9 protein-coding genes are annotated in these 11,708 nt (G+C 66.7%); 1 reads left to right on the top strand and 8 read right to left on the bottom strand.

Going from position 1 to position 11,708, the window contains the following annotated elements:
• Positions 1-25 precede the first annotated feature (25 nt).
• The 5 genes from OG841_RS47515 to OG841_RS47495 form a co-directional block, all read right to left on the bottom strand.
• Positions 26-982, bottom strand: coding sequence for an ATP-dependent DNA ligase (locus tag OG841_RS47515; RefSeq protein ID WP_331724731.1), 957 nt, complete (start codon positions 980-982; stop codon positions 26-28).
• A gap of 97 nt (positions 983-1,079) precedes the next feature.
• A complete protein-coding gene (locus OG841_RS47510) occupies positions 1,080-3,299 on the bottom strand; it encodes a S8 family peptidase (RefSeq protein ID WP_331724730.1) in 2,220 nt (739 codons plus the stop codon).
• A gap of 21 nt (positions 3,300-3,320) precedes the next feature.
• Entirely contained in the window at positions 3,321-4,463 is a 1,143-nt protein-coding gene (locus OG841_RS47505) for an AAA family ATPase (protein WP_371571248.1), read from the bottom strand.
• A gap of 465 nt (positions 4,464-4,928) precedes the next feature.
• On the bottom strand, positions 4,929-5,597 hold the full coding sequence (locus OG841_RS47500; protein WP_331724728.1) for a hypothetical protein: 669 nt from the start codon (positions 5,595-5,597) through the stop codon (positions 4,929-4,931).
• Between the two features lie 81 nt (positions 5,598-5,678).
• Positions 5,679-6,035 carry a hypothetical protein gene (locus OG841_RS47495; RefSeq protein WP_331724727.1) on the bottom strand — a complete coding sequence of 119 codons (357 nt, stop codon included), beginning with the start codon at positions 6,033-6,035 and terminating at the stop codon, positions 5,679-5,681.
• A gap of 318 nt (positions 6,036-6,353) precedes the next feature.
• On the opposite strand from OG841_RS47495, the gene OG841_RS47490 reads away from it, so the two are divergent.
• Positions 6,354-6,557, top strand: coding sequence for a hypothetical protein (locus OG841_RS47490; RefSeq protein WP_371571245.1), 204 nt, complete (start codon positions 6,354-6,356; stop codon positions 6,555-6,557).
• A gap of 128 nt (positions 6,558-6,685) precedes the next feature.
• On the opposite strand, the gene OG841_RS47485 is transcribed toward OG841_RS47490, so the two are convergent.
• From OG841_RS47485 to OG841_RS47475, 3 genes are all read right to left on the bottom strand, one after another.
• Entirely contained in the window at positions 6,686-7,657 is a 972-nt protein-coding gene (locus tag OG841_RS47485; protein ID WP_331724725.1) for a DUF4238 domain-containing protein, read from the bottom strand.
• A gap of 180 nt (positions 7,658-7,837) precedes the next feature.
• Positions 7,838-8,155, bottom strand: coding sequence for a hypothetical protein (locus OG841_RS47480; RefSeq protein WP_331724724.1), 318 nt, complete (start codon positions 8,153-8,155; stop codon positions 7,838-7,840).
• Entirely contained in the window at positions 8,152-10,992 is a 2,841-nt protein-coding gene (locus OG841_RS47475; RefSeq protein ID WP_331724723.1) for a DEAD/DEAH box helicase, read from the bottom strand. Before OG841_RS47475 ends, OG841_RS47480 begins: the two co-directional genes overlap by 4 nt.
• Between the last annotated feature and the right edge of the window lie 716 nt (positions 10,993-11,708).

The following is an 11,708-nucleotide window of genomic DNA, read 5'->3' as shown; positions in this document are numbered from 1 at the left end:
GCGGGGCCTCCGCGCCCGGCCGCCGTCAGCGCGGCGGCGACGTCATGCGGGGAATGTCGGCGGGGGAGAGGTCGGGGCGTGCACGGTGCCAGCGTGCGGGATGTCGCCACCGGCCGGCAGCGTCGCGGGCGACGTCGACGCCGACTTCCACCACCAGCTCGGGTTGCACCAGCGTGACGTTCAGCTTTTCCTGGCTGCCCCACCCGGCAGAGAACGACCAGCCTGTCCACGGATGACCGCGCCGCCCCGCAGCGAGCAGACCGGCGAACGCCGCACCTGCCGCCCGGGCGAGGGTGGTGGTGCGGCCGACGTACTGAAAGCGGCCTCCGTCGTCGTACCTGCCGAGCAGCAGCGTGCGGGGAACGGCCAGGGAACCGGTGATCGCGCCGACGATCGCCTCGCTCGTCTCGCGGACCTTGTATTTCTGCCAACCCCTCACCGACGGGCGGTAGACGTCGTCCAGCCTCTTGAAGACCACCCCCTCCATCCCGACCGACGCCCACGTCAGCCACTCGCGCACGACGTCGGCCTCGGTGGTCGACGGGCACAGCGCCCACGGCGCCGACAGCCAGCGGGCGGCGAACACGGACTCCAGCGCGGCCCTGCGCTGCTGGTACGGCCAAGAGGTGGTGTCCGTCCCGGACAGCCGCAGCAGATCGAACGCGACGAAGTGGGCCGGCCACTCCGCCGCCGCCCGGGCCGCGGCGGCGCCGCGCCGCTGAAGGCGGTTCTGCAGCCGCTCGAAGGCGAGCCGTCCCGCGGCGTCCCATACGACCAGCTCGCCGTCCAGCGCGGTGGCCCCCGGCAGCTGCGCGGCCCCGGCCCCGATCTCCGGGAACGCCGCAAGCATCTCGGTGCCACGCCGGGAACGCAGCATCACCCGGCCCGCGTCGACGGAGACCAGGGCCCTGAATCCATCCCACTTGGGCTCCGCCGCCCAGCCCGGCCGCAGATCGGGCACGGCCACGAGAGTGCTCAGCATGGGTTCCGGCAGCGTCCACGTCACGCACCATGCCTTCCACCCCGGCCATCGGCCGCCCGAGTGACCCCCGGGGCGTTGTCACGTTGTCTGGGTCTGTTCAGGGGCGGATTGTGATGGGGATATCGATGCGGGGCTGCAGGATCTCGAGGCGGGCGGCGTAGGTGCGGACGACCTGGTCGTAGAGGTCGGGTACGGAGGGTGTTTTGAGTGTGATGACCAGGGCGTAGGCGACGTCCGGGTTGGTGTCTGGCGGGAGGTCGTCGAGTCGGAAGACGTGACGGACGTCGAAGGCTGGCCTCTTCAGTCGGTCTGCTTTGAAGACGGCTGTTTTGTGTTTGACGGTCTCCCACTTGTGGGCGTCGGAGCGCAATTCCTGCTCGCTCATGTAGTCGCGGGCCTGGAAGAACGGTTCTGACTTGGGGACCTTGCCGGTTGGGCTGAGCCGTTCCATGTTCGGTCGGAAGGTCGGCTCGAAAGCGCTGGTGGTGTAGTTGCGGGGGGCCCGCGGGTCGGTTGGGCAGGCGATGCAGTAGGTGGCGGTGACCTGTATGTCGCCGGAGGTCACTGTTTCCGGCAGGGGCAGGAACATCCGAACGGTCTGCTTGGGTGCGAGTTTGCCCTGGTAGACGACGCGGGCGGTGTGCGGCGGGCAGATCACGTAGTGCTCCAGTTCTCCTGGCAGGCGGCCCCAGCCACGCTCGGAGGTGTCCTGGGGATTGTCCTCGGCGCAGTGGATGAGCAGGGCCTTCAGCGCGAGGGGGGTCAGGACAGGGCCGAAGTGAGCGCGGATGCCGGCGGCCATGCGCAGGGCGCTTGGTGCGGCGAAGCTGGTGCCGAGGGACATGGAGGGGGAATCCTGGCCGTACGGAGCGGCGAAGAAGAACGGCTCTTTGTGATCTCCGCCGAAGCTGAGCACGTCGGGCTTGACCATGCCGGGGCAGCGTCCCGGTCCCAGGGCGCTGTACTGAGCGCGCCGCCATGAGGGCCGGGTGGAGTCGGCGGCCCCGACCGAGAGGGCGTTGACGCTGTCGGAAGGGACTTGCACGCGGGCGTTGCCGGACGCACGGTCCAGGTCGCCGTTGTTGCCCGCTGCGATGGTCAGCAGGCGTTTGCCGTCGGACAGCCACGAATCGAGCAAGGCGGTCCAGGGATGGATTTCGTCGTCCTCGATGGGCAGATCGGGGCCGAGACTGAGGTTGATGAGCTGGTGCGGGTTCTCCCGCAGCACTGTGTCGATACGGTCCAGGGTCCGGTAGAGCGCGAGGTCATCTTCCGGCTCTTCGTCGACGACGCGGAAGTGATCGACTGTGCCGAACGGGCGAGGGGCCTGCTGCCCGGGGGTGAGGGGGCCGAACAGGGCGGCGGAGGTGACATTGTGACCGTGGTCGAGGTACTCACCAGTGGCTTCGCAGGCTCCGGAGACTTCGTGTGACCGTGCCCAGGGAGCCATGGGGCCGTCTACGTCCAGGCCCCCGTCCAGGACCGCGATTCTCACATCGGGGTCCACAGCGCCTTCATTGGGCAGGGAGGGAGCCTTGAGCCCGGCTGCCGTGGTGGCGCGCTCCACCGGATGGAACGCCCTGAGCTTGGGCATCGGACGGACCACGCGCATGAAAGCGAACTGAGCCAGTCGGTCCATCGCCTCGGGAGCCAGCCGGACGGGGACGAATCCGATGCCCGGCATCTGCAACGCGTGACCGATCTCTGCGGTGCCGCCTAAGAACTCCACGTACTCGGCGAATCCTGTGAGGATCTTCTCCCTGATCCGGGGAGGCAGGTGGAGGCCTACCTCGACCAGCCTCGGGCCCGCCGACAGGCGGGTGATGTTGCGCTGCCGCTCCTGTGCCGTCGGCGCGCGGAAAGCCTCCACTTTCCGCAGCTGGTCACCGCCGGGGAGGAGCCCGGCTTGCATGCGCTGATTCCACAAGGTGAACGCAGCTCGCCGGCCCGCCACGAAGAGCTCCGCGGTCTCGGAGAGAGACGGCGGTTCCTGCTTGGTCCACTTCTCAGGCCTGATCATCGCGTTGCGGGCACCGACATAGGAAAGACCCAGATCGGTGAGCAGCTGCTGAGGGTGGTAGCTCTTGGCGATGAACTGAGGATGCATCGTGAGAACGCCGACGACCTGTCCGTCAGGACAGGCCTCGGCTGGCAGCTGCGCGAAACGACGCACCGCATCCCGTACCTGGGGGCGCAGACGTGAGCGCGCTTCTTCCTCGGTGTAGGGGAGCGCAGTTGCGCCCCCTCCGCCTGGCAGTGTGACGGGCTCAACGAGCCTTTCGCCGTGACCAAGCAGAAAGTTGTGCGGTCCGGGCATCAGACGCTCCCCCCACGAGAACTACCCCTGTGACTCCTGGTGCCGCACGCGCTTACGAATGGTGTCCCTGCTGATCCCTGACAGTTCGTGCACGCGCCGTTGCGACATGTGATCAGATTGCACCAGATCCACTGCCAAGCGCACCCGTTCTGCAAAGGGCAATTGCCTCAACTGCTCACCGCACACGTCCAGAAGCTTCGCCCCGACAGGCTGATCAGCCAGTGCAGCTCGCCGACGCGCGGTCGTCATCACGCGATGCGCCTCCGAATAGGACGCGCCCTGAGCTGCGAGGGAACGGGCGATGACCGTCAGAACATCTGAGGGTGCCTCACCCTCGCAGTACTGCTCGAGGGCCTCACGGAGCTGCGCGGCATCGGGCAGCGGGAAGTCGATCACCGCCTCGAAGCGTCGCCACACTGCAGGATCCAGAAGATCACCATGATTGGTGGCGGCGAGCAGCAGCGAACTTGCCGGCCAGTCATCGATTTCCTGCAGGAGCACAGTCACCAGACGCTTTAGCTCGCCGACCTCAGCACCGTCATCCCGGCGCTTGGCCACAGTGTCGAGCTCGTCGAGCAAAAGGATCGAGGGACTGGCCTTGGCATAGTCCAGGACCTTGCGGATGTTGCCGCCCGTACGTCCTAGGTAGCTGCTCATGACCGACGACAGATCGAGCACCAGCAACGGCAGATCGAGGCGGCTCGCGATCCAGCGAGCGACCAAGGTCTTGCCGACGCCCGGGGGCCCGACGAAGAGCGCGCTCCGGCTTGGGGTCAATCCTGCACTGAGGAGCCGGTCCCGCCCGAGGTGTTCTTCGCAGAGCTGATCAACGGCGTCACGAACGTCCCGCGAGAGAACTGGGGTGACAGTGGGCGCCAGGTGGTCGGGGCGAATCAAGGGAACACGGCTGTCCATGTCCAAAGGAACTGGCGCAGTGTTGCCCAGTCCGCGCAAGGGGGCATCCGCGCTCGGAGCATCCCGTAGCAGGTCCTGCAGTGCCTTCCCGATCGCCTCATTACTGCGGCTGTACCGTCTGGCCATGCGCTGCAGCAGCATTTGAACGTCCTGACCACGTCCCGCCAGCGCCATACGTGCAAGGTGGACTAAATCACGCTCAAGGTCGGTCATGTCGTCCGCTCGACGACTCTCCAGGGTCCTGGTCATGGCCGATACCATAACGAGTACCGGGCTACATCTACCCAGTCTGAACGTTGCTCGTCCGTATCGATTCCAAGTGCGACCATAGCTGCGTGGATGCGCCCCCTCCCTTATGCGCTGCTCAAGCCGTGGTCGGTGGGCCCGGAAGAGTGCGGAGAACCATAGTTGGCTGCTCGCGGCCCGCGGGATGTGCTGTGTGTACGGGGACACGGGCCTGGGGAAGACGGTCGCTGTCGAGCAGGCGTTGCATCTTCTGCCTGGCCGGGTGCCGCTCTCGCGGCCTGTCAGTGAGTCGGCGAGGAAGTTGGGCCCGAGGCTGCGTGATCCTTCGCGAGCGTGGCGCGCGGTGCGTCCTTGACTTCCTGGGTGCGGTCGACGCTGGCCGGGTCGAGCCGTGAGGGGTGGGGGATGACCCCCTGAGCCGAGTCTTCCTCACCGCTACGTCTTACCGCCCGCCCTTGCGCCACGGTTTCAGGGTCGATCAGAGCGCACCCTGATGCGGATCGGCCCGAGGTAAATCGACGTTCGGCTGAGTGCCTCGGCGAGCGCTCGCGACCGTTCCCCTGGAACTTCGGAGACTGGAGTGACATCGACCAGCGGGAACCTGGTCAAGTCCACTGGCTTTTCATCGCCGTCGACGAGTACAGACAGTACGACTTCCTGCCCTTTGCTCAGCAGCGAGGGGAGGACGTCAATCCAAGAATCTCCCGATCCGTCGTCGCCCACGATGAGCCAGCCAGCGGTGTCGAACGTGGGGCGGACACTTCCAGCGGGGGTCGTCGTCGCGTCCAGAATGGTGCAGACGGGGACGCCGAAGTCGAACCGTAGCGGCTGAGAGCCATGGAACATCGCGGCGGTGATGTCACGCCGACCCGAGTTGGCAATGACGAGCTCGATGATGCGCGGAGACGCCAGCGGCGCACCGAAGAAGGTGACCGCGAGCTCTGACCGCTCAGAGGTTCCTGGCATGTTCATGAGCGGGGTGTTGGACCGCACCCACCAGGTGAGTTGCCGCTTTGGGTTGCTGGCCCTGAGCGTTGCCCAGGCCGCGAGAACGCCTACCGCGATGCCGACAGCGATCGTGATGACGAACTGCCACCACGAGCCGGATTCCCACCAGTCCCCCGCCAACGTGTTCATGGCCGGAAGCTACATGACGGCTGTGGCCTCGCCGCAACTCCAGAGCAAGCCCAGCTTCGCCGGGGCGTGTGAACACGCAGGTCAGTCCGAGTCGTCTTCGACCGTGAACGCCTCGGTCTCGTAGCGCGCCATCGCCTCGCGGCGTTCCTTCGCGTACTGGGCTGCAACGGCCTCAGCCGTGATTCCCATGCTCTCCATGATGGGGTCCAAGACTCTCTCGCTGAAGCGTTCGTCTGTCTGCGTGAGTAGCCGACAGTCCGCCTTCAGGTCCGTGCACAGCCTGGCCCGGCCAGCCTCGCTGATCATGTCTTGGATGCGCTCGCGCCAGAAGTTGTGAACCAGGTGGTTACGCCGCTTCAGGCTGTTGGTGAGGTCGTCGATGACCTCTGGGTAGGCGCTGGTGTGAGGCTCGACGCGCTTGATGAGCTTGCCCATCATGTCCTTGAAGCCCTGAGTCCAAGGGTCGCGGATGAGCTGCTCTCCCTGCTCCCTCGCCGTGATGATTTTGGTGAGCGCGAGAGTGTTGACGGTTGACGAGCGAGTGTTCGAGACAGTTGGCCTTGTAGATGGCCAGGCCGAAGAGGGCGTACACGGTCTTGTGGTCCGTGTCGTTGTCGTACTCGTCGTCCGGCTCAGGCTCCGGCTCCTCGCGCCAGGTCGGCTCATGTCTGACTACGTACAGTCCATCCATGCCCTCCAGTGTGCTGTCAGGGTGGCCCAACTCGTACTCAATTTTGGGGACTTGAGCGCCGGGTGGTGGTTGTACGCGATGCCCATCTGCTGCGGACCGGGGCCCTGCAGTTCGTCTACGGGTTGTGGAGCCTGTTCCAGGGCCGTGAACGCCGGATGCCCGTCGTCCTGGTGGGACCCGAGCGGATCCGGTCCGTGCTGCGCCGGCCGTCACTCGCCAGCCTGGAGAGCTGCATCTTCATGTGGCACCGACTCACGCCCTCACCTTGAAGTCATGAGACCCCGGACCGCGACGGCCCGGGGTCTCATGTCGGAAGTCGTCTCGGTCGGAGGCGGTCCGTACTGCTCGAGCGTACGCAGACGTCGACCGCCCGGCGCTCGAGGAACAGGTGCCTGATCTATAGCCTCGGTGATCTTGAGGTGGCTTCCTCTCGGATTATCGCGGCGAGGGAGCTGTTCGGACGGGTGTACACGTATTCGCGGGCGGCTTTGATCTGCAGCACGTTCATCTTGTCGACCGCGGACTTGGCGAGGCGTCCGTAAAGGGGAGTCGGCCCCAGTGACAGCATGTGGTGGGGGCCGATAGGGAGGACGGTGGTGTGAGAGTCGAGAAGGGCCATGCCGTGGGAGAGGCTGTCGCCTTCCTTGCGTACGGTCAGAGCAGGGTTGTCTCCGATCAGGAATTCGCCCTCTTCGGGCTCCAGGATCTCCAGGGCATACTGAGCCATGAGCTGGCGGGCTTGGTCGAAGGAGGCCTCAATGCGCACGCGAAGCAGTGATCCGTCGTGGAACTGGTCGAGCATCGGGCTGAACGTCTCGTCGGCGATGGCAGCCAAGTCCTCCGGTCCGGCCGCGGGCCGCCCTGTGTGCTGCAAGTAGGCAGCTTCCAGTTGGCCAGCACGCTTGGTGAGGAGCCACTCCCGTTGCCGCGGCAAGAAGTCGGTGAAAACGCGGTTGAAGGCCTCGCGGTAGTGGTGGGACCGGATGTAATGCAACGCGATCAGGTCACGCAGAATCCCGGCGGTACGCGGCTCTCCAAGTGCGGTCCCCGTTTTGACCGCGGCGAGGGCGTCGGGTAGCTCTTGCTCGACCAGGCCCCACTTGTTCTCCAGCGACGTTGAAGCCCACGGCACGAAGTTCTCGATCTTTCCGATGCCCCGAGGCGGCCGGGTGTTGAGTCGGCGCTCCGGGTGTTGTAGATCGTAGGGTTGCACGTGCTCAACGGTGGTGTGCTTCACGGCGGCGGCCCATTCACGCAACAGCACCTTCGAAACGACGTGCTGGCCCGTCACGTTCTCGTTCGCCTGGGGAGTGAGTTCGGCGATCCGTTCCGGATCTCTGCTTCCGGGCCCGGTGATTTTGACGTTCACGGGATCTATGGTCGCGAACCGGGAAGGACCGCGCTTGGGTTTTCCGCTGTCCGCCGACCGCTCACGGGCTGGGACGCGTAGGTGCGGCGGCTATCTGCCAGCCGACAGCACGAGACCCCAGGCCTCTTGAAGAGAGGGTCCGGGGTCTGGCGTGGTGGGGCGGGAGCAGGCAGAGCCTTCTCAGTAGTCGTCCCGTTCGGAGGGCGGTCCGTACTGTTCGATGAGGTCGCAGGTGCAGGTGCCGCCCTCGTATAGCTCCTTCTCGCACTCGTCATGGTGGTTCCGCTCCAGCAGCGGCTTCGCCGGAGCGGGACGCGAGCTGACTGCGGCTGGCCGGGCCGGGTTGGGCTGGTCGGCCGCGCGGAACTCGATGTCTACGACGGCGGAGGCGATTTCGTCCTTGCGCCACTTCTCGGGGGAGTTGTGGTTCACCAGGCCGCCCGCGTAGGCCATGCGCAGCAGTTCGGCCTTGGTGTGGTTGCGCATCAGCTCGTTCATCCCTGCGCCCGCGCCCGGCCCCGTGCTGCCTGGGTCTCGCGCTCTTCCCGCGTCACCGTGTCGCCCTGGCCGTGGTCTTCCTGTGCCTGTGCGTCCGACGGCGTGGGCCGGACGGAACCGTCGTCCATGCTGCCGGACGGGGCAGGCACCACTGCGGCCTTCGCCCAGGGCACACCCAAGGTGGCGAGGGCGGCCTGCTGGTCGGGGGTGAGCTTGTCCCGCCTGGCACGGACGTTCGATGTCCATACGCCCAGTTTGACGATCACCGGCTCAGGTTCGCCGTCGACGGCGATCTGTTCAGCGTGGCCGCGTGGTACAGGCCGGTGGGCGCCTTCGCGTTCGACCCACTGCGCGAGGGCCGCCAGGCCCCGCTGGAACGCTTGCTGTGCCTTGCTCGGGCCCTTCGTCGTACGCATGGCGGCAGGGGCCGGAGACGGCGCCTGGACAGGCTTCACGCCCAGCTTAGACAGCCGTTCCTGCTGCTCCTCTGACAGCAACTTCCAGGTGGCCAGTTGTTTCTGCCGCTGGAGCCATCGTCCGATGTCGTCGCCGTCCATCAGCACGCCGGGTGCGATGTCGGGCAGGACACCGCCGGGTTCGTCCTCGGCGAGGTGGGCGAGGACGCGGTAGTGGCGTTGCCAGTCCAGTGGCCACGGGCAGTCCCAGTCCGGGTCGACTGCGGCCAGCTGCGTCGCGCGCTGTGCCGCCCGCTCCGGGTCCTTGCCCAGGCCGCCCTTGCGGCGGAGGTTGGCCATGTGCTGCCCGATGGGCACCATCGCGTCGCCCTCGCCCCAGACGGCGTCCTGACGCGGGGCCAGGTGTCCGGTGGCCTGCCGGTAGGACCGCAGTGCGGCGAGCTTGGTCTCCCAGGCTTCTTCGCCCGGTTCCCACACCATCCCGGCTTCCGGCGCGTCGAGCAGGGTCTTGCGCCTTTCCTCCAGTTCCCCTGCCCGCAGGGCTTTCCGCTGCTGGTGGACCCATCGACCAAGCGGAAATGCCTTCGTGACCCCGACCTCGGTCTCGACGTCGTAGGGGACGGCGTAGAGGCCGGTGATCTCGTTCTCTGCCCGCCAGCGGATGAGGGCCTGGTAGCCCTCCAGCCACACCAGCGACTCCGGCCGGTACACCCGGGTACGCAGGAACGCCGCGATGGTCGACGCGTCGCGCGGGGTGGAGAAGTGGAGGAGGGCCGACTCGGCAGCGGCGTCGGTGCCGTCCTGCTGCTGGTCCTCGCCGTCACCCTCGCCGCCGGTCCCGATGATCTGGCCGTCTTCATCCCGCCGGATGTGGACCTTGCGCTTTCCGCTGGTGAGGGCGCGGGAGGCGAGCTGCTCGACGAGTCGTTCATCATGACTGCGGAGTCCTTGGAGGACCGCAACAAGAGGGCGAAAACTGGCGCTGGCGACCATGTCGGTGGGGTCCTCGCCGGGCTCCAGGAAGACCGGCACGATGATGCGCGCGACCTTCGTGCTGCCGTCGCGGTTGAGCCTGAGCGCGCGGCCGATGTTCTGCACGATCTCCACCTGCGAGCCGCGGGTGTCGGCGAAGCAGATCGCCTCCACTCCGCGCTCGCCGGTGATGTCTACGCCTTCCCCGAGCACGCGAACGCTGGCGAGGAAGGCGCGGTGGACCCGGCGCCCGGCCGCGTCGATGCCGTTGGCGAACTGCTGCAGCACCTCGCGTCGTTCGGCCACGAGGTGATCGCCGCAGAGCCACGCCGACCACATCCGGTCCGGGGGTACGTGGCGGCCGGCCTCGAGGTCGTAGAACTCTGCGTCGATCGAGGACTTGGGCAGCTTGTCGGCGGCGGCCAGGTCGTCGTCCGAGGCGTCGTTCATGTACAGCTCGGCCGCGGTCTCGGGCAGCTTCTCCGCGAACGCGGCGGCTTCCTCGACCTTCTGGTGGAACGTCATGACGGTGCGCAGGTTGTACGCCGCGGCGTGTTCCAGGAGGGCGGTCTGCAGGAGAGCCAGGCGCCGGCCCCGCCGCGCCTCTTCCAACTCTCCGAGGACGGGGGAGGGGTCGCGGATCTCCAGCACGTCGATCTCGAACCCGGCGAGGATGCCCCGCTCGATCGCCTCCGAGAGCCCCAGCTCAGCGCCGGGGAGCCATGCCCCGAAGATGCCGTCCGGATCGTCGGCCATGGTCGCGATCTCCGCCTCCTGGCCGTCCGCGCTCTTCTGTGGCCGGGCCGCGGCGAGGATGCGGGGGGTGGCGGTGAGGTAGAGCCGGAAGTCGGAGGGGATGCGGGTGTTGTCGTGGATCGCCGCCCACGGCCGCCCAAGATCACCGGCAGTTCCGTGGGCCTCATCCACGATCGCGAGGTCGAAGCCTGCCATCTGCTGGCCGTACAGGCGCTCTCCGCCCGCCAGAGCGGCCTCCAGCGGCCCGCGAACCTTCCTCTGGCCCACGGGTGCGTCGATGTCCTCGCGGTCCACGAGGGAGGCGTACGTGGCGAACACGATGACGGGCCCGTGCCCGGCCCACAGGGCGAGCTGGATCGCGTTGGTGGTGGTGCGCACCCCCAGCTCGTTCAGCACCGGGTCGTTCTCCAGCGAGCAGACCGCGACCATGGGGGAGTGGTGCCCTACCGCCCGCCACGCCTGAGCGGTCTGCACGAGCAGGTCCAGGGTCGGCACGGTCACCAGGATCCGGCCGCCAGGGAAGCACTCCAGCGCGCACGTGGCTGCGGTGATCGTCTTCCCGGATCCGGTCGCGGACACGATCGTCCCGCGGGCGCCCTGCGGGGGCACAGAGCACTTTGCGGGGAATCCCACCCACCGGCGAAAAGCTGACTTCTGGTCGATCTGATGCTCTCGGAGCTGAAGGGCAGCCATAACATCCATTTCAGGGGTGAGCTGGCATACATGGGTCGCCGGGAAGCGCTAGGTGATCGGTCAGCTCTTAGTTGTCTTACGCTCTCTGCGTGATCTATCCCGTCTCAGGTCCTCCTACGTGGAAGCACCTTCTCGCCTCCCTCATGCTCGTGCTCCTCATAACGGTCTGTTGGTACGGCATGCAGCCGGTCTACCCAGACTGCGTCTTCATTTCTTTCGGAGACTCAGTGAGTCCGCAGAGTGCTCACCAACTAGCGATTGAAAACGGGCAATGCGACCCGGCCCACCCTCGCTGGGAGGATTGGCTCAAGTAATCGTTTCGACTCCCAGAACCCCATCCAGTGTTTCCGCCAATACTACATGGTGCATCAACTTGAGACACACGCTACACTGGAACCCGCACGAACGAGCACCCCACCCCCTCGTAGCCAGCCGGCCCGCGTTAGCGGGCCCCAAGGTTCTGGAGGCGCAGCCGGAAGGACCGTTGGGCGGGGGAGCGCAGCGGACCCGCCCCTTCAGGCTGGAGCGCAAGCGGAGGCCTGATAGTGGGACGAAGTCCCACAGGCTCCGGGAGCGCAGCGGACGGAGCGTCAACCCGACTGCGCAGCAGTCGGGTTGAGCGGGACGCGCAGCGTCCCGCCAGCGCTCCCGCGGGCGGAGCGCAACAACCGTGCGCAGCACGGTTGTTCGCTTGCACATCGCGCAGCGATGTGGTA

Source organism: Streptomyces canus, assembly GCF_041435015.1.
In the GTDB taxonomy this organism is placed as follows: Bacteria; Actinomycetota; Actinomycetes; order Streptomycetales; family Streptomycetaceae; genus Streptomyces; species Streptomyces canus_G.
The sequence above is the reverse complement of the archived record's forward strand: the minus strand, read 5'-3'. Positions and strand labels throughout refer to the sequence as shown.

Coding starts and splice junctions, on each gene's coding strand:
- OG841_RS47515 (WP_331724731.1), bottom strand. CDS start 982: ATGCTGAGCACTCTCGTGGCCGTGCCCGATCTGCGGCCGGGCTGGGCG.
- OG841_RS47510 (WP_331724730.1), bottom strand. CDS start 3,299: ATGCCCGGACCGCACAACTTTCTGCTTGGTCACGGCGAAAGGCTCGTT.
- OG841_RS47505 (WP_371571248.1), bottom strand. CDS start 4,463: ATGACCAGGACCCTGGAGAGTCGTCGAGCGGACGACATGACCGACCTT.
- OG841_RS47500 (WP_331724728.1), bottom strand. CDS start 5,597: ATGAACACGTTGGCGGGGGACTGGTGGGAATCCGGCTCGTGGTGGCAG.
- OG841_RS47495 (WP_331724727.1), bottom strand. CDS start 6,035: ATGATGGGCAAGCTCATCAAGCGCGTCGAGCCTCACACCAGCGCCTAC.
- OG841_RS47480 (WP_331724724.1), bottom strand. CDS start 8,155: ATGAACGAGCTGATGCGCAACCACACCAAGGCCGAACTGCTGCGCATG.
- OG841_RS47475 (WP_331724723.1), bottom strand. CDS start 10,992: ATGGCTGCCCTTCAGCTCCGAGAGCATCAGATCGACCAGAAGTCAGCT.